The 17,327-nt window shown below is 71.2% G+C and carries 20 protein-coding genes; 14 read left to right on the forward strand and 6 right to left on the reverse strand.

Annotated elements, in window-relative coordinates; all coding sequences use genetic code 11:
* Positions 1-107: 107 nt before the first annotated feature.
* Entirely contained in the window at positions 108-476 is a 369-nt protein-coding gene (trxA, locus tag RAN62_RS13595) for a thioredoxin (protein ID WP_305784955.1), read from the reverse strand.
* A gap of 454 nt (positions 477-930) precedes the next feature.
* On the opposite strand from trxA, the gene RAN62_RS13600 reads away from it, so the two are divergent.
* The 7 genes from RAN62_RS13600 to RAN62_RS13630 all read left to right on the forward strand — a co-directional run bounded on the left by RAN62_RS13600 (position 931) and on the right by RAN62_RS13630 (position 5,985).
* Entirely contained in the window at positions 931-1,560 is a 630-nt protein-coding gene (locus RAN62_RS13600; RefSeq protein ID WP_305785288.1) for a TrmH family RNA methyltransferase, read from the forward strand.
* A gap of 73 nt (positions 1,561-1,633) precedes the next feature.
* Complete coding sequence (locus tag RAN62_RS13605) at positions 1,634-2,308, forward strand: DUF6758 family protein (protein ID WP_369077166.1); 675 nt, start codon at positions 1,634-1,636, stop codon at positions 2,306-2,308.
* 124 nt (positions 2,309-2,432) lie between these two features.
* Positions 2,433-2,591 (forward strand): hypothetical protein, encoded by a 159-nt coding sequence (locus RAN62_RS13610; RefSeq protein ID WP_305784956.1) that lies wholly within the window; start codon positions 2,433-2,435, stop codon positions 2,589-2,591.
* Between the two features lie 9 nt (positions 2,592-2,600).
* A complete protein-coding gene (locus RAN62_RS13615; protein ID WP_305784957.1) occupies positions 2,601-3,482 on the forward strand; it encodes a PH domain-containing protein in 882 nt (293 codons plus the stop codon).
* Positions 3,483-3,554: 72 nt separating this feature from the next.
* The gene (locus RAN62_RS13620; RefSeq protein ID WP_305784958.1) at positions 3,555-4,406 is read left to right on the forward strand and encodes a PHP domain-containing protein; all 852 of its coding nucleotides are present in this window, start codon (positions 3,555-3,557) and stop codon (positions 4,404-4,406) included.
* A 51-nt stretch (positions 4,407-4,457) separates the two neighbouring features.
* The gene (locus tag RAN62_RS13625) at positions 4,458-5,072 is read left to right on the forward strand and encodes a MarC family protein (RefSeq protein ID WP_305784959.1); all 615 of its coding nucleotides are present in this window, start codon (positions 4,458-4,460) and stop codon (positions 5,070-5,072) included.
* 91 nt (positions 5,073-5,163) lie between these two features.
* The gene (locus tag RAN62_RS13630) at positions 5,164-5,985 is read left to right on the forward strand and encodes a RecB family exonuclease (RefSeq protein WP_305785290.1); all 822 of its coding nucleotides are present in this window, start codon (positions 5,164-5,166) and stop codon (positions 5,983-5,985) included.
* 121 nt (positions 5,986-6,106) lie between these two features.
* On the opposite strand, the gene RAN62_RS13635 is transcribed toward RAN62_RS13630, so the two are convergent.
* Both RAN62_RS13635 and RAN62_RS13640 read right to left on the reverse strand, forming a co-directional pair.
* On the reverse strand, positions 6,107-6,976 hold the full coding sequence (locus RAN62_RS13635; protein ID WP_305784960.1) for an oxygenase MpaB family protein: 870 nt from the start codon (positions 6,974-6,976) through the stop codon (positions 6,107-6,109).
* Between the two features lie 29 nt (positions 6,977-7,005).
* Positions 7,006-7,431, reverse strand: a complete 426-nt coding sequence (locus RAN62_RS13640; protein WP_305785291.1) for a Fur family transcriptional regulator — start codon at positions 7,429-7,431, stop codon at positions 7,006-7,008.
* A gap of 291 nt (positions 7,432-7,722) precedes the next feature.
* On the opposite strand from RAN62_RS13640, the gene RAN62_RS13645 reads away from it, so the two are divergent.
* Positions 7,723-8,196, forward strand: coding sequence for a DUF2231 domain-containing protein (locus RAN62_RS13645; RefSeq protein WP_305784961.1), 474 nt, complete (start codon positions 7,723-7,725; stop codon positions 8,194-8,196).
* Between the two features lie 160 nt (positions 8,197-8,356).
* On the opposite strand, the gene RAN62_RS13650 is transcribed toward RAN62_RS13645, so the two are convergent.
* A complete protein-coding gene (locus tag RAN62_RS13650) occupies positions 8,357-8,686 on the reverse strand; it encodes a translation initiation factor 2 (RefSeq protein ID WP_305784962.1) in 330 nt (109 codons plus the stop codon).
* A gap of 56 nt (positions 8,687-8,742) precedes the next feature.
* On the opposite strand from RAN62_RS13650, the gene RAN62_RS13655 reads away from it, so the two are divergent.
* Entirely contained in the window at positions 8,743-8,928 is a 186-nt protein-coding gene (locus RAN62_RS13655) for a hypothetical protein (RefSeq protein WP_305784963.1), read from the forward strand.
* A gap of 965 nt (positions 8,929-9,893) precedes the next feature.
* On the opposite strand, the gene RAN62_RS13660 is transcribed toward RAN62_RS13655, so the two are convergent.
* Together RAN62_RS13660 and RAN62_RS13665 are read right to left on the reverse strand one after the other, a co-directional pair.
* Positions 9,894-10,247, reverse strand: a complete 354-nt coding sequence (locus RAN62_RS13660; RefSeq protein ID WP_305784964.1) for an FmdB family zinc ribbon protein — start codon at positions 10,245-10,247, stop codon at positions 9,894-9,896.
* A gap of 71 nt (positions 10,248-10,318) precedes the next feature.
* A complete protein-coding gene (locus tag RAN62_RS13665; protein ID WP_305784965.1) occupies positions 10,319-10,942 on the reverse strand; it encodes a 5-formyltetrahydrofolate cyclo-ligase in 624 nt (207 codons plus the stop codon).
* 81 nt (positions 10,943-11,023) lie between these two features.
* Between RAN62_RS13665 and RAN62_RS13670 the strand changes: the two genes are divergently transcribed.
* The 5 genes from RAN62_RS13670 (at position 11,024) to sepX (ending at position 17,266) form a co-directional block, all read left to right on the forward strand.
* On the forward strand, positions 11,024-13,378 hold the full coding sequence (locus RAN62_RS13670) for a diguanylate cyclase (protein WP_305784966.1): 2,355 nt from the start codon (positions 11,024-11,026) through the stop codon (positions 13,376-13,378).
* Positions 13,379-13,428: 50 nt separating this feature from the next.
* Positions 13,429-14,343: a UTP--glucose-1-phosphate uridylyltransferase gene (locus RAN62_RS13675; RefSeq protein WP_305784967.1), complete on the forward strand. Its 915-nt coding sequence runs from the start codon at positions 13,429-13,431 to the stop codon at positions 14,341-14,343.
* Entirely contained in the window at positions 14,340-15,653 is a 1,314-nt protein-coding gene (locus tag RAN62_RS13680; RefSeq protein WP_305784968.1) for a molybdopterin molybdotransferase MoeA, read from the forward strand. Before RAN62_RS13675 ends, RAN62_RS13680 begins: the two co-directional genes overlap by 4 nt.
* Positions 15,653-16,291, forward strand: a complete 639-nt coding sequence (locus tag RAN62_RS13685; protein ID WP_305785292.1) for a GNAT family N-acetyltransferase — start codon at positions 15,653-15,655, stop codon at positions 16,289-16,291. Before RAN62_RS13680 ends, RAN62_RS13685 begins: the two co-directional genes overlap by 1 nt.
* Positions 16,292-16,453: 162 nt before the next feature.
* Complete coding sequence (gene sepX, locus RAN62_RS13690; RefSeq protein WP_305784969.1) at positions 16,454-17,266, forward strand: divisome protein SepX/GlpR; 813 nt, start codon at positions 16,454-16,456, stop codon at positions 17,264-17,266.
* Positions 17,267-17,327 lie beyond the last annotated feature (61 nt).

The raw sequence follows: 17,327 nt of genomic DNA on the forward strand, positions 1-17,327 counted from the left end.
CCGGCTGTCCACTCGATCTCCACGGTGGACCCGAAAGAGGCCGCCGAACGCACTCGCGCCGCGGACCGAACCGGTCCGCGGCGCGAAGAATGCTGGGAAAACCCAGGTCACTTGGTGTGCGCGTGCTCCGCGAGCTTGGCGCGCACCTCGTCCATGTCGAGCTTCTCGACCTGGTCGATCAGCGACTCGAGGGCCGACTCGGGAAGCGCGCCGGGCTGCGAGAAGACGAGGACGCCGTCGCGGACCGCCATGATCGTCGGGATCGAGCTGATCCCGAACTTCGCGGCGAGCTCCTGCTGGTCCTCGGTGTCGACCTTGCCGAAGGTGATGTCCGGGTGCTTCTCCGAGGAGCGCTCGTAGGTCGGGGCGAAGCGCAGACACGGTCCGCACCAGCCGGCCCAGAAGTCGACCAGCACGATGCCGTCCTTGCCGGTCACCTCATCGAAGTTTTCTGTGGTCAGCGCAGTGGTAGCCATGGTCTCTCCGTCCACGGGAATTGGCTTACGTGCATGTAAACCGCCGGTCCACCTCGGCAATTCCCTCGTGGTGCCGCGCGACACGTGGTCTACAGCACTCCCGTGGAACGCCCGGACGCTACCCATAGTAACGGGATGTGAGGACGACGGTCACACTTGTTGCGGGAATCGCTGTCCGGTCGGCGGCATACAGGCACCCATGTCGGAGATGACCAGGCCGGATAACAGATACATAACCGACAGGAAAGTGATCCGCCTCACTTCTGAGAACTCTTCACATGGATACGCAGGGTGAGGCAGACTCATCGGCAACAGAGCGTGGGCGGCGGGTGCCGGGGAGGGCCCCGCCGCTCATTGCGTCTCCCTCCGGCCGGCGGCCGAGTCGCCGCGGCTACCCTCCACCTCCGTGAGAGCCGACGAGGTGTCCGAGGAGCCGCAGACCGCCGGGGAGCAGATCCCCGGGGAGTCGCAGGCCGGCGAGGTCGGTGTCGGACCCTGGCCGGGCCCCTGGCCGGACGGCGACCACTACGATCCCGAGCTGCTCGAACACGGCGATCGCCGCAACGTGGTCGACCGCTACCGCTACTGGCGCCGGGAGGCCGTCGTCGCGGACCTCGACCTGCGGCGCCATCCCTTCCATGTCGCCATCGAGAACTGGCAGCACGACTTCAACATCGGCACGGTCGTCCGCAACGCGAACGCCTTCCTCGCGGCCGAGGTGCACATCGTCGGACTCCGCCGCTGGAACAGGCGCGGCGCCATGGTCACCGACCGTTATCAGCACGTCCGGCACCATCCGGGGATCGACGAGTTCACGGCTTGGGCCGCGGAGGCCGGCCTGCCGATCATCGGCATCGACAACCTGCCCGGCTCACGCCCGATGGAGAGCGTCACTCTGCCGCGTGAATGCGTGCTCATTTTCGGCCAGGAGGGACCCGGGCTCTCTGCCGCCGCCCGCGCGGCGTGCAGCGAGCTCTTCTCCATCGCCCAGTACGGGTCCACGCGGTCGATCAACGCGGGCGTGGCCAGCGGGATCGCGATGCATTCGTGGGTACGCGCCCACGCCGCCCCGCCCCTCGCCTGACGCCCTTGACCCGAACCGCCCCGGTTCTGCCGATTCGCTTGACGGGCAGCCTGTGGCACCCCACCGTTAAGGGGTGGGTGTCACGGTGAGTTGCCCCCGTTGTGCTGCGCAGGTCCGGCCGCCGGACCTGATGCACAGTGATTGGCGTTGCGACAACTGTGGCGATGTCCATCCGTTCCACGTCGCGGAGCACATCAGTCCCGAGATCATCGAGAGCGTCCGGCGCCACGTCGCGCCGACCGCCGAGCGCACGCCACTGTGGTGTCCGTGGCCGCTCCCGCCCGGCTGGATGGTGACCGGGGTCGGGTGGGCGGGCGACGACCGCTCGGGCGTACGGGCAACCGCCCTGTCCTGCACGGGCCCGGAGCCGCTCGGCGGGGGCCCGGCCGATCTGGTCTTGATCGCGGAGCAGCCCGGTGTCGGGCTGGGCACGCGCTTCGCCGGGATCCCGGGGATCGACCCGGGTTACCTGATCGCCGAGGCGCTCGCCGGGGCCGCGAACCGCCCGGGTCCCCATGCCAAGATCCGGGCCGGCGGGCACCCGACTCCACTGTGGTGCGTCAAGTCCCCTGAGGACCGCAGCGCCTATGTGAGTGAAGCCAAAGGAATGTGGCTCTATGCGGTAGCGTGGCCGGCAAGCGCGGGCTACTTCCTCGCCGAGCATGTCGTGCTGCACGACCTGTCCGACGGGGTGATGCCCGAGCTTGTGTACGGAGCGCCGTCGCCCTACCTGCACGGCCGGGCCTGAAAGGTCTGTGACCTGCGGGAAGGTATCGGCTTTCCGGGTACATTGTTCACACACAGCATTGAAGCTGATACCGTCAGTATTGCCGCGGCGTCGACCGTACCCGCAACGGAGGAGCAGGCCCGCCATGATCAAGAAGGTCCTCACCTGGCTTGGCATCGCATTCTTGATCTTCTTCATTGCGTTCAACCCGAACTCGGCCGCGGCCGTCTTCGAGTCGCTCGGTGACACCATCGGCGACATCGCCCGCGGTTTCGGACAGTTCTTCACGAACCTCGTCGCTTAACATCGGCCCATGGGTCCTGGTGAGCCGCGACAGCCTGAAGGTGAGGGTGCGCGCCGCCCTCAGGACGACGACGAGTACTTCGGGTACGACGATCCCGCGGTGCGGGACGACGGCCCGCAGTACGCCCGGGGGCAGGCCAATCCGGAATACAGCCGCAGTGCGGCCTATGCGGACGGTCCCGAGTACGCGACGAGCGCCGGCTACGCCGACGACTTCGAGACCCGGGAGCAGCCGCGCTACCGGGAGCCCGAGGAGTTCGAGTCGCCCGTCTTCACCGAGGAGGAGCTCAAGGGCCTCGGCGGCGACGGGCCGGTCCCCGGCGGCACCCGGCGTGTCCTGCCGCTCGAGGACGAGCCGACCACTCTGGTCTCGCGCTATCTCTTCCCGACCGAGCGCTATCGCGGCGAGTGGAAGCGGCACTGGATCCACCTGTCCACACCGCTGCTCGTCGGCATCGGCGCCACGCTCCTGCTCGGCTATCTGGCCGGCTTCCTGACCCGGCAGGACATCGGCGGGCTGGTGACGGCGGCCGTGCTGATCTGGCTCGGCGTGATGGGCTGGGTCGCCTGGAAGGTCGGCGACTGGTACTTCGACCGGTTCATCCTGACCAACAAGCGGGTCATGGTGGTCAACGGCATCATCACCCGCAAGGTCGCCATGATGCCCCTGCTGCGGGTCACCGACATGAAGTACGAGCAGAGCGCGCTCGGCCGCATGCTGAGCTACGGCACGTTCGTGCTCGAGTCGGCCGGCCAGGACCAGGCGTTGCGCGAGGTCAAGCACCTGCCCAACCCCAACGAGCTCTACCTGCGCGTCGTCGAGGAGATGTACGAGCCGCAGGCCGTCGAGGCCCGGCTGGGCAAGGACGGCGACGGGGGCGACGACGCCTGACGTCCGCTCGCGACGGATCAATGTGTCCGGGCGTGAGCAGGCCGTGTCGCCCGCGCCCGGTAACGTCGTCGGGTGACCAGAATCGACCTGCACTGTCACTCGACCGCGAGCGACGGCACGCTGACCCCGTCCGAGTTGGTGCGTGCGGGGGCGGCGGCAGGGCTCGACGTGATGGCCATCACCGACCACGACACGACGGGCGGGTGGGAAGATGCGGCGGCTGCTCGGCCCGCGGGACTCACGCTCGTACGCGGGGCGGAGCTGTCCTGTCGCTGGCACGGCGCCGAGCCGGCGATCTCGCTGCACCTGCTGGCGTACCTCTTCGATCCCGCCGAGCCGCGGCTGGCCGCCGACATGGCACGCCTGCGGGACGACCGCGAGCACCGGGCCGAGCGGATCGTCGAGCTGCTGCGCGCGGACGGCGTGGACATCAGCTGGCCCGAGGTGCGGGACTACGCCGCGGGCGGGTCGGTCGGGCGGCCCCACATCGCGCAGGCCCTGATCAGGGCGGGACTGGCCCGGACGACCAGCGAGGCGTTCGCGTCGCGATGGCTGGGCGCCCGTTACTACGTACCTAAATCGGATCTTGATGTTTTCGAAGCCGTGCAGGCGGTCACCGCGGCGGGCGGCGTCAGTGTCTTCGCTCACCCCAACGCGACGGTGCGGGGGCGCGTCGTGCCGGACCGGCTGCTCGTCGAGCTGGCCGAAGCGGGCCTTTTCGGACTAGAGGCCGACCACGAGGACCACTCGCCCGAGCAGCGCGCGCACGTGCGCACCCTCGCCGAGGGGCTCGGGTTGATCGTCACCGGATCGTCCGACTTCCACGGCACGCACAAATCGGTCCAGCTGGGTGCGTTCACGACAGACTTCGCCGCGTACGCGAAAATCGCCGCCGCCGCGACCGGGGTGCCCGTCCTGGGGTGACGGTCCTCGCAGTTCAGGGCGCGCGGAAGCGTCGCGCCCTAGGTTGTTCGCGTGGATCTCAAGCTGTTCGGCGAGTTCTTCGTGACCTTGCTGGTGATCGTCGACCCGCCCGGCATGGTGCCCGTCTTCCTGGCGCTGACCGGCACCCTGCCCGCCAAGGAGCGCACCCGCGCCGGCACCCAGGCCGTGCTGCTCGCGCTGGGCGTGATCGTGATCTTCGCGGTCGCCGGTCAGACGCTCCTCGACTATCTGCACGTGCAGCTCCCGGCCCTGCAGGGCGCGGGCGGCCTGCTCCTCCTGCTGGTGGCGTTGCAGCTGCTCACGGGCAAGACCGACGAGCCGTCCGAGCAGGGCGGCACGACCAACGTCGCCCTCGTCCCGATCGGCACCCCGCTGCTGGCCGGTCCCGGCGCGATCGTCGCCACCATGCTGTTCGTGCAGCGGGCGGACGGCTTCGCCGACTACTCCGTCATCGGGCTCGGCATCCTCGCCGTGATGGCGACCGTGTGGCTGGTCCTGCGCTTCTCCGGCGCGCTCGTCCGGCTGCTGCGGCCCGCGGGCATCGAGGTCCTGACCCGCATCGCCGGCCTGCTGCTCGCCGCGATCGCCGTGCAACTGGTGGCGGACGCCACTGATGCTTTCGTGGAGATGTACTCGGCGGGCTGAGGTTTTTGTCGTGGGGTGCTGGCAGGATTCAAGGGTGCCCAGGACCTCCCCCCGATCGGCCGTCGTGCCCGAGCAGCTGGGTTTCGACGGCATGCCCGAGCGCCTCTTCGTCTGCACGCCGAGCAAGCTCGGCAGCTATGCCGACTGCCCGAGGCGCTACCGCTACGCCTATGTCGACCGCCCGTCGCCGCCCAAGGGCCCGCCCTGGGCGCACAACTCGCTGGGCGCCAGCGTGCACACGGCCCTCAAGAACTGGTACGCGGTTCCGGCCGCCCGCCGTGCCGACGCCGAGCTGCCCAAGCTCCTCAAGGCCACCTGGGTCCGCGAGGGCTACCGCGATGTCGACCAGGAGCGGATCGCCTACCGCAAGGCGCTCGACTGGCTCGACACCTATGTCGCCGGCCTCGACCCGGCCGAGGAGCCGCTGGGCGTCGAGCGCGTGGTCGCCACCAAGACCTCCGTCCTCGCCCTCAACGGCCGCGCCGACCGCATCGACGGCCGCGACGGCGAGGCGGTCATCGTCGACTACAAGACCGGCCGCAGCGGGCTGAGCCCCGACGACGCCCGAGGCTCCCAGGCTCTGGCGCTCTATGCCTATGCCGCCCAGCGCGTCTTCCGCCGCCCGTGCCGCCGCGTCGAGCTGCACCACCTGCCGAGCGGCACGGTCGCGGCCCACGAGCACACCGACGAGAGCCTGGAGCGGCAGGTTCGCCGAGCCGAGGACACCGCCCGCGACATCATGGCCGCCGAGAAGGCGGTGGCGGCGGGCGCCGATCCCGATGACGAGTTCCCGACCAATCCGGGGTCGCTGTGCGGCTGGTGCGATTTCCGGAAGTCGTGCCCGGCCGGCCGCGAGGCGGTGGCGAAGGAGCCGTGGGCGGCGGTCGAGCACTTGGAGCGGCCGGCGCCCTGATCGGTGGTCAAGCGGCGGCGGCCAGGCCGGCGGCCTGATCGCTGGTCAGGCGGCGGTGGCCAGGCCGGCGCTCTGATCGGTGGTCAGGCGGCGGTGGTCAGGCCGGCGCTCTGATCGGTGGTCAGGCGGCGGTGGCCAGGCCGGCGCGTTCGAGGGCGGCTCGGCGCATCGGGGCCATGCGGTATTCGGCCGGGGCGGCGGCGAGGGCTGCGCGCATGAGCAGGCGCAGGCCGCGTACGGAGAGATCCGCCGAGCGGTCCGTGGTCGGCCAGCCGAGGCCGCCGTACATCTTGCGGGCCCAGGGTGGCAGGAGGGCGACCGCCGTGCCGGCGACGCCGAGGTAAGCCCAGCGGGCCGGGCCCAGCGACAGGCTGAGCCGCAGCGGCAGGGAGCCGAACGAGGCGGGCACCGGCGGGACCGTCAGGAAGACGGCCGTCTCGGCGCTGTCCCGGGTCATTCCGAGCTCCGGCTGCATGCGTTCGTAATAGTCGGCCACCTCGGCGGCGGTCGCGGGCACCGTGGCGGGGTCGAGCCCCATCAGCTCGGCGGCCCGGAGCTGCTCGGTGTAGTAGGCGTCGACCTCGTCGTCCGTCAGCTCGAGGCCGGCGCGACGGGCGGTGGTCAGGAAGGACTCGACCTCGGCGACGTGAACCCAGAGCAGCAGCTCCGGCTCGTCGATGCGGAAGACTTCACCCGTACGCGGGTCGGTCGCGGTCATGCGGGCGTGCAGGCGCCGGATCCTCGACGCTGCCTGCTCCACCTCGGCCCGGGTGCCGTACAGAACGGTCTGCACGAAGGCCGACGTGCGCTCGAAGCGGCCCCACGGGTCGGCGCGGTAGCCGGAATTCTGCGCCACGCCCGCCACGGCGCGCGGGTGCAGAGCCTGCAGATAAAGCGAGCGGAGGCCGCCGACGGTGACGATCGGCTCCTGGTGGACCTTCCAGGTGACCGAGCCGGGACCGAAGAGCCCGTTGTCGCGGGAGCTGTCCATCATCCAAGCGTGCCACGCCGCCGGGCGGATCAGTCCTCGAAGCGTTTGCGCTGGCAGGCCGGGCAGAGACCCCAGAAGGTGACCTCGGCCTCGTCCACCTGGAAGCCGTGCCCGTCGCTCGGGCGCAGACAGGGCCGCTCACCGACGACGCAGTCGATGTCCTCGATCGTTCCGCAGCTGCGGCACACGATGTGATGATGGTTGTCGCCGACCCGCGCCTCGAACCGGGCCGGGCTGCCCGCCGGCTCGATCCGCCGGGCGAGACCGGCCCGCGACAGGGCGCCGAGAACGTCGTACACCGCCTGGGTCGACACCGAGTCGAGCCGCTCGCGGACCTGCCGGGTGATCTCCTCGACCTCAAGATGACCACCCTGAGTCAGTACGTCCAGCACGGCGAGCCGGGGCCGGGTCACCCGCAACCCCTGGCCGCGCAGCAACTCCTCCGGCGTCATCAGTCCATGACAACACGTGAAACGTGACGGTTCAACCTCATGATCACCGAACGGTCCGTGATCGCCGCCCGTCCCCGAGTGCCCGGGTCGGCTCGGGCGCCCCGGGCGGTGTCCGTTTTCGGTCGCGTACGGACTCCCGCTGCGCGTTCGGCGCACGCCGTCGGCGCGGTTGGGGCACGCTTCGGACAACGTCCGTCGTACCGGTGAACCAGATCGCCCGAACGCGCGTAAGCGCAACCAGGGGAAGGTTGCGTCGTCAACATAAATCCGCCCCTGGAACCTAGGAGGATGACCGTGTTCGACCAGATAAACGGCCTGCCGGTGCACGCGCTCGTGCTGCACGCCGCCGTCGTCTTCGTGCCGCTGCTGGCGCTGGCGGCGATCGTCTACGCGCTCGTGCCCCGCTGGCGATCAAAGCTGGGCTGGGCCGCCATCTTCCTGGCCGTCGTGGCGCCGCTGTCCACCTATGCGGCCGTGGCCTCGGGCGGCGAGCTGCGGGACCGCCTCGTCGGCATGGGCATGCAGGGCCCGGCGCTGGAGAAGATCGACGACCACATGGGCTACGGGCGGCTGACGCTCATCCTGGCGATCGCCCTCGGTGTGGTGACCCTGGTCATGGCCATTCTGACGCTGCGCAGGCCGACCAGGCGCCTGCCGCTGATCGGCGACATCGCGTTCGCTGTGGTCATGGTCGTGCTGGCCGCCACGGCGGGGTATTTCGTGTTCATGACCGGGGACACGGGCGCTCAGGCGGTCTGGGGCAGCTGACCTCGCGGCACGTCCCGGCCGGGGTGGCGGCCGGGACGTGATGGCTCAGCTCGCGGTCCGTCCTGGCCGGCCGGGCGGCTCAGCTCGCGGTGCGTCCCGGGCGGGGTGGCCGCCGGGGTCCGTGCGGGTCGTGGGATCCGCGCGGCGGGGCGGCTCGCGGTCAGAAGATGATGCGGGCGCAGAGCAGGCACATGAGGATGATGGCGACGGCCCCGGCCACGAGGCCCACGCCGTACGTCATCGTGCGTGCACTGCCCTCCGCCTCGTCCAGGGCTCGCGCGTCCTGGGCGGGCATCGACCGGGGCGGCGGCGGGTGGGACACGACGGGCGGCCGCCAGTGGGGCGACGCGGGAGCGGGCCGGGGCGGGCCATCGTAGGCGGGACGTTGCTCCGGCTCCGGCGCCGGCCGCTCACCGAACCCATCCGCACCGGACTCGGGCCGCTTCCAGTACGCGTCGTCATCTGATCCGGTGGGGGTGCTCACGTTCATCGACGCTACATCCCACGGGTGCCGACAGCGCGCGCGACGCGGCCTACCCTCATAGCGTGGACATCCTCGACCAGCCCGACCGTGACGCCGACGCCGAGCGCACGGTCGATTTCGAAACCGAAGACACGCCGATCCTGGCCGACCAGACCCGTGACGACACCGACCGGGGCTGGGGCTACCGCAGCAGCGAGGACTCGAACGACGATCGCCTCCTCGAGGACCGCCCGCCGCACTGGGGCTGACCCCGGCCCGCCCGCGCCGCCTTTTCGTGAGCCGCCTCCCAGCGAGCTTGCCGAAGGTTGCGCGGGCTCTTTCGTATCGCCCACCTTCCAGAGCGCCGGCTCTCGTACGGGGGACACCCGCCCGCCCCACAGGAACACGTCGCTCCCACAAGAGGGCATCCGATCGGGTGGTGGTCTGTGGCGCGATGAGCCGCACGAAGGCGATGTGTCGGAGTTCTCCGGGGCTATGGCAACCGCTCGGGGGCGGGCGCCTGGCGGCGCGGTGGCCCTCACTTGAACGGGAACGGCGGCTCGACTCGGGGCTGAGCTGTCGGCGTAGGCGCGTCCGCAGCGACCGAGAGGCGCGACCTCGGATTCAGCCGGACGCGCACCCAAGCCCTCCGGCGCCAAGCCCCTCGATCTTCTCGCCGACGGAGATCTGCCCGGCGCAATGCCGCCCGGCGGAGCGGCGCCACTCGTCAGGAGGTCGTTCGGAGCGGCGCTGCTGGTCAGAAGATCGTCCGAAGCGGCGCTGCTCGTCGGGACATCGTCTAGAGCGGCGACGGGCAGCAGGCGATCTTGCGGAGCGGTGACCATTGGCGGCCGGTTGTCGTGGGGCGCCAGGCTGGACGGGCAGGAAGCCGGCCCGGACCACACCAGCAGAGCCGCCATTGTCAGCAGAGCCGCCACCACGATCAGGCGCCACGGTGAAGTGGCCCGGGGGCGGGACCAGCGGACGGGTCTGAGCGCGGGATCTGAGTTTCGTCGCGGTGTGAGCACGCGCCGAAAGGTAGGCGTTTCTCGTTGTCGGGGGAGGAGCCCCTGTGGACAACGGCGCCCTGTGGATAACTCCGGATCTTGTCGGACCGGGGCGGTAGAACTGATGCGCCGCCCGCTTCACGGACGACCGGTGCGCGATGTTCACGTACTGGTCAGGCCTCAGGCGGTCGGCGCGGGCAGGGTGACCTGCCCGCGGCCCACAGCGGTCAGGAGGTCGACGACGCCGAGGTCGTCGACGGGGTGGTCGACGAGGTCGACGAGGTCGAGGACGAGGAGGAAGACGCCGATGACGACGAGCTGGTGGTCGAGCTCGCGGACGAGTCCGACTTGGTGTCCGAGGACTTGCTGTCCGAGGACGACGACTTCTCGGCGCTCACGGAGCCGGAGCGGGAGTCGTTCCGATAGAAGCCGGAGCCCTTGAAGACGATGCCGACCGAGTTGAAGACCTTGCGGAGCTTGCCGCCGCAGTTGGGGCACTCGGTCAGGGCCGGATCCGAGAAAGACTGCACCCGCTCGAGCTGCTCTCCACACTCGGTGCAGGCGTACTGGTACGTGGGCACTGGTCCTCCGCGTCGCTGTTCAGGGTCTTGGCACTCGCCGTCCAAGAGTGCCAATGCTGCGTCATCGGAGTTTATTTCGTCCAGTCCGGCAGCGCACTGAGCCCCTCCCCGGGAGTGATCACCGCCCCTACGCGGCGATCGTGCGGCTCGGCGGGCACGGAGTCGAGCAGCTCACCGTCGTGCAGCAACGCCAGAGTCCGGGCGGCGGGTGTCACGCGGGCCAGGGCGCGGTCGTAGGAGCCGCCGCCCCGGCCCATGCGCAGTCCCGTCCGGTCCACGGCCAGAGCCGGCACCACCACGATGTCGGCCTCGGCGATCGAGAACACGCCCAGCCCGGGCCCGGCCGGCTCCCTCAGGCCCAGCCGGCCCGGCCGCAACGAGGAAGGGCCGTTATAGCGGGCCCAGTCGAGATCACCGTCAGGCAAGAGGACCGGAAGAAGGAGGAGTTCGGGTGCGACACCGCGGAGCAGCACATCAGCCAGGTCGGCGCCGCCCGGCTCCGAGCCGAGTGGCACGTAGGCGGCCACGACGCGAGGTGAGAGGGCGGTGAGCACGGTGACGAGCGTGTCTTGGACTGCCCGCGCGGCATCGGCCAGCTCACCGGGCGTCTTTGATGCACGCTCCGCGAGCAGTTGTGTGCGAAGCGCAAACTTCTTGGTGACGAAGTTCCCCGCGTCCGGGGCTGAATCCGGCATGCAACACCCCCTCAGGAGCACCGTCAAACGGTGTGCACTATGTCAGCATCGGTCCAGAGAAGGCCACTTCAGGGAGGACCTGTGACTCTGCGTGGCCGACTGACCACAGCATTTCTGGCGGTCGTGCTCGGCCCGGTGCTCCTCGGCTCCTTCTTCGTGGGGCTGACTGTCTCCACGGTCAGTCGGGATCGGACGGCCGAGCGACTTGATCATGCCGTCACCACGGTACGGGCGGCGATAGGCGCCATGTGCCGGCAGCTCCAGGCGGTGGCGGACGCGGTCGCGGTCTCGCCGGCCGACGATCATCGGGTCGCCGCCGATCAGATGGTGGCGCGCGGTCTTGCTTCCGAGGTGCGCGTGTCGGGATCGCCGCCGAGCGAGTTCCGGCTGGGGGAGCGCGACTGCACCACCCTCGCGGCGGGAGGCGGGCGGATCTCGGGCCTGGTGGCGCAGGCCGTCCAGGGCGACACCACCGTGGTCGCCCTGGAGCGGGTCGACGCCGCCCTGGTGCGGCGACTGGGCGGGACCAGCGGCGCCGAGGTGCGGCTCGGCTCCGGGGTGAGTCAGGCCGTCGCGCGCAAGAAGGACGTGTACGAGCGGCAGCTGACCATGGAGCCGGGGCAGCCACTCCCGCTCACCGTCTCCGTGGAGGACAAGCAGCCGACTCTGCTCTACATCTCCCTCGCCGCCGGGGTGGCGGCCGTGGCGGGCCTGGCCGTGGCGGCCGCGAGGTGGCTGGCGCGGTCCACGACCCGGCCACTGGAGAAGCTGGCGTGGGCGGCCGGCAAGGTGGCGAGCGGCGAACTCGGGGTGCGTGTTCCGGTCGGGCGGGACGACGAGATCGGCCAGCTCGCCGGGACGTTCAACCGGATGACGCGGGAGCTCCAGGCGTACGTGCAGGCGCTGACTGCCAGCCGGGACCAGTTGCGTGGTCACCTGGCGATCCTGGGCGACACGCTGTCGAGCACCCATGACCTGCATCGGATCCTCCAGGTGATTCTGCAGACCGCGTTGTCGGCGACCGGCGCGCGGGCGGGTGTCGTGCTGCTCATCGATCAGGCGGAGGGGCGGCTCGTGGCCCGGTGCGCCGAGGGGCTGACCGGGCGGTGGGACGTGCCCGAGGAGGATCTGCCGTCGCTGCGGGTGCCGGTGGGCCAGGGCGTTCTGGGTGCGGTCGCGGCCAGCGGCGAGCCGAGCCGGGGCGTCTGCGGGGTCGGGGGAGGGCCGGTGGACGAGCCGGTCTGCCGGACGTACGTGGCCGTGCCGATCTGCGCGCCCGCGATGGTCGGCGATCCGCTCGTTCCTGCGGACACCAGCCTCGGGGCGGACAACAGCTTCGGGAGCGACAGACCCGGACATGACAGTGCGGGGCGTGACGGCGTGGGGCGCGATGGCGTGGGGCGTGACAGTGCGGGGCGTGACGGCGTGGGGCGCGATGGCGTGGGGCGTGACAGTGCGGGGCGCGATGGCGTGGGGCGCAGCGGCTCGGAGGGCCAGGGCTCAGAGCACGGTGGCCTTGGGCGCGGTGGGCCGGAGGGCGGCGGGCTGGAGGGCGGCGGCGAGCCGGTGACGTTGGCGGGGAAGCCGGCGACGCTCGGGGTGCTGGCGCTGTACGACCGGCTCGGTGCGGACGAGTTCGACGATGCCGATCTGCTGACGCTGCGGACCTTCGCCGGGCAGGCGGGCGTCGCGGTGCACAACGTGCGGGTGCACGAGGAGGCGCAGCGGCTGTCGTTGACCGATCCGCTGACGGGGCTGTGGAACTACCGGTACCTGCGTGAGTCGTTGCGGCGGGAGGTCGAGCGGGCCAGTCGATTCGGGCGGATGCTCACGGTGCTCGTGCTCGACCTCGATCACTTCAAGCAGGTCAACGACACATACGGGCATGCGGCGGGGGACGTGGTGCTCGGGGAGTTCGCGCGGCGGATCCGGGCCGGGCTGCGGGAGGTGGACGTGGCGTTCCGGCAGGGCGGCGAGGAGTTCGTGGTGCTGTTGCCGGAGACCGACGCCTTCGGTGGGGTCATCGTGGCGGAGCGGCTGGGGGCGGCGGTTCGGGATCTTCCGGTGCGGATCGACCCGCGGCGGGTGGAGGTGGGTGTCGATCCGCGGCGGGGGCGGGCGGAAGGCGAGCGGTCGCCGCGGGAGGGCACGGTCGTAGATCGGGTGAGGATCAGCGTGTCGATCGGTATCGCCGTTTATCCCGAACACGGACATACCGCCCAGCAGGTGCTGGATGCGGCCGATGATGCCCTCTACGCCGCGAAAGCCGCAGGTCGGGACACTTATCGACTGGCTGAGGCGGTGCCGTTACCGGCCGGTGGTGTGACCGATCCGCTGGTTTCGGAGGGAGTGCCGGAGGGGCATTTCGATCACCAGGGATCCACGTCGGGCGCGTCCGGCGGGCCACAGCCGCCGAGACAGGCCCGGGGCCGATAGTCTCGCCGCATGTCCGGGCACGAATTGAGCGAAGGAACGGTGACCCTCAGATGACCACGCAGGCGCAGGCGACTGGCCGTCGAGCCGTCAAGGCCGTCATTCCGGCCGCCGGGCTCGCCACCCGTTTCCTTCCGGCGACCAAGGCGGTGCCCAAGGAACTGCTGCCGGTCGTGGACCGCCCGGTGCTCCAGTACATCGTCGAGGAGGCCGCGGCCGCCGGGATCACCGACGTGCTCCTGGTGACCGGCCGGGGCAAGACGTCGATGGTCGACCACTTCGACCGCCGGCCCGACATCGAGCAGCGGCTCGAGGAGAAGGGCGACACGGCGCGGCTCGAAGCGGTACGCCGGACGAGCGACCTCGCGGACATCTACACCTGCCGGCAGGGCGAGCCGCTCGGACTCGGGCACGCGGTCGGCACGGCCGCCTCGCACGTGGGGGACAACGCTTTCGCCGTACTGCTGGGTGATGAGTTCGTGGAGGAGGACAATCCGCTCCTTCCGCAGATGCTCGACCTGCAGGCGCAGACCGGGGGCATCGTGCTCGCCTTCATCGAGGTAGCGCCCGAGGAGACCAGCCGCTACGGCATCGCGTCGGTGCGGCCCTCCGAGCACGGCGAGGACATCGTCGAGGTCACCGGGCTCGTCGAGAAGCCGGCGCCCGAGGAGGCGCCCAGCAACCTCGCGGTCGTGGGGCGCTATGTGCTGCCGGGGAAGATCTTCGAGGCGATCGCCGAGACCAAGCCCGGCAGCGGCGGGGAGATCCAGCTGACCGACGCGATGGCCCAGCTCCTGGCCGAGGGGACGCCGGTGCACGGCATCGTCTACCGCGGCCACCGCTACGACACGGGCATGCCGCTCGGCTACCTGCAGACGGTCGTCGAGCTGGCGGTCAAGCGCCCCGACCTCGGTCCGCAGTTCAAGGAATGGCTGGCCGACTTCGTCGGCGGCGGTGCGAAGGGATGACGGCCACGGCCGATCCCGAGGCGGCCGCCAACGAGCTGATGCCTCTCGCCGAATACCTGGGCAGCGTGCTGCGCAGGTTGCGGGCGCTGCCTCCGCTCGACCTCGACCTGACCCAGGCGCACGGCAACGTGCTCGCGCACGACGTGCTGGCGCCGCACCCCTACCCGGCCTTCGACCAGGCGGCGATCGACGGGTACGCCGCCCGCTGGGAGGACATCGCCGCGGCCGGGCGCCTGGGTTCGCACCCGTCCTTCGGGACGTTCGATGCCGGGCCGCGGCCGGTGCGCCTCAACGTCGTGGGCGACCTCGGCGCGGCCAGCTGGCGCCCGGTGCGGCTCACCCCGGGGACCTGTTTCTCGGTGGCGGCCGGGGCGCCGCTGCCGCTCGGCGCCGACGTCGTCGTGCCCGTGCACTGGACGGATCAGGGCATGGCGGCGGTCGAGATCATGTACGCCCCGAAGCGCGGCTCCGGCGTCCGGCGCGCGGGCGACGAGCTGCCGGTGGGGCGGGTGCTGGCGCCGGCCGGCTCGTACGTGACCCCGGCCATGGTCGCCGTGTTCGCCGCGTCGGGCATCGGGCACGTCGTCGTGCGCCCCAGTCCCCGGGTGGTGGTCGTGGCCACGGGCGATGAGCTGGTCGACGTGGGCCGGCCCAGCCAGCCGGGCCAGATCGTCGACGCGAACTCGCACGCTTTGACGGCCGCCGCGGTGGAGGCGGGCGCGCTGGCGTACCGGATCGGGATCTGCGACGACGACCCGGAAAGCCTGCGCGGATTGCTCGAGGACCAGACGCTGCGGGCCGATCTGATCATCACGACCGGCGGCACCGGTACGGGCCCGGGCGACATGTTGCGCCGGGTGCTCTCGCGGCGCGACCACGGCCGGGGCGGCGCGGTCGAGTTCACCGATGTGGCGTTGTGCCCCGGGGCGACCCTCGGATTCGGTACGGTCGGCGGCGAGGAAGTTCCGGTGGTGTGCCTGCCCGGGGAGCCGGGCGCCGCGCTGATCGGCTTCGAGGTGCTCGCGTGGCCGATCATCCAGCTGCTCGCGGGGGCCGAACCGGTCTTCCGCCCGGCGGTGAAGGCCCACCTGCTCGAGACCGTCTCGTCCCCGGGCGGCCTGCGCGAGTTCCGGCCCGCGCACGTCGCTGAGCGGCGCGGCGGTGGCTACACAGTGCAGCCACTCGCCGGGGGGCCGTACACTCTGTCGGGCCTCGCCGAAGCCAACGGCCTGTTGGTGCTCGGCGAGCGGGTCACCGCGGCAGCCGCCGGGTCGACCGTGGACGTGATGCTGCTCGACCGGAGGCGATGATGTGGGGGTCCACGCCCGGATGGCCAGCCGTCCTGGCCGACGGGCCCGTGCTGCTCCGGCCCTATCGGCGCGGTGACGCCCGGGCCTGGTCCGAGGTCCGCATCGCCAACCAGAAGTGGCTCAGCCCCTGGGAGTCGGCGCCCCCGGGACCGTGGGCCGAGATGAATTCCACCCGCGCCTACCTGTACGTCTATCGCGACATGAAACGTGCGGCCGGCCGCGGCGACAGCATGCCCTTCGCGGTGTGCCTGCGCGAGAACGGCGGCGAACGGCTCGTCGGCCACCTGAACCTGGGCAGCATCGTGCGGCGCGCGTTCGCATCGGCGTACGTGGGCTATTGGGTTGATGCCCGGGTCGCGGGCCGCGGGGTGATCCCGACGGCGCTCGCGCTCGCGGTCGACCACGCCTTCGGGCCGGGCGGGCTGCACCGGGTCGAGGTCAACATCCGCCCCGAGAACGGGCCCAGCCGCCGCGTGGTGGAGAAGCTCGGCTTCCGCGAAGAGGCTTACCACCCGCGCTACATGCACATCGACGGCGCGTGGCGGGACCATCTCGGCTACGCGATGACCAGCGAGGAAGTGGCGGCCGAGGGCGGCCTGCTGGCCCGGTGGCGCCGGCTGCGTACCGCCGCGACCTGACCGGCCCCGCACGTCCGGAAGTCCCGGATTTGATCATGTGATGACCGACATGTCGGCGCGCCGCGCCGATATCCGCTGCTCGCGCCCGTAATCTCGGGGAGATTGCGACTTTTTCGTGACCGGGTGCCCACTGCCCGGCACGCTCAGAGGCTGACGGGAGGGGTGAGGGTGCCGACCTCGGTGCTCCTCGCTGTCCTCGCCGCCGCCGGGTTGCTCGCCCTCGCACCGGCCCTCGTCCGCCGGTACGACGCCACCGAGCGCCTCGCGGCGGAGCGGGCGTCGTCGACGGCTCGGGTGCTGCAGCGCCGCCGTCGGCTCCGTACTGTGCCCGGACGCCGACCGGTCAACCCCGGACGCCGGTACATGGTTACGTCGCGGACCCTAACGGGTGAATCCACGCCCGCCGCCACCGCCCCGGTCTCCGCGGCACCGGTCTCACCCGCGCCGACCGGCGAGCGCCGGCTGCGGGTGGTCACTTCCCGCCGCCCGGCCCGCCGCCGTCCACCCGTACGCCGCCAGACCCCGGCCGTCGTCCGCCGCCGCCGCGTCTTCGCCGCCCTCCTCCTCCTCAACCTGATCGAGCTGGTGGGCATCCTCGCGGTCGGCCCGGGCTTCTGGATCAGCTTCGCGGTGACCGCCACCCTCCTCGCCGTCTACCTCGTGCACCTGCGCAACCGCGCCGTCGCCGACCGGCGCCGCCGCCGCTTCGAAGCCCGCGAAGCCGCCTGGCTCGCCGCCCGCCAGGCCGAGGTCCGCCGCGAACAGGCCCGCCGCGCCGCCGCCCGCCGCGAAGCCCAGCGCCGCCTCGCCGCACAGAAGGAAGCCGTCCGCCGTACGGCCATGGGCCTCGACCGCGACCCGAACGACGACCTCCCCGTCGCCGTCAACGGCGCCTCGGTCTCCTACCGCCGGGCCGGAGGTCTTCGAGGCCGCGCCTACGAGGCGGGCGGGCGTGGGGGCTCCTACTCGGCCTGATTGCCTGGTCAGCGGGGGTGCGACGCGCTCGGGGGGAGGCGATTCGCGAGGCGTGCCGGGG

Source organism: Symbioplanes lichenis, from assembly GCF_030709675.1.
Classification (GTDB): Bacteria; Actinomycetota; Actinomycetes; order Mycobacteriales; family Micromonosporaceae; genus Actinoplanes; species Actinoplanes lichenis.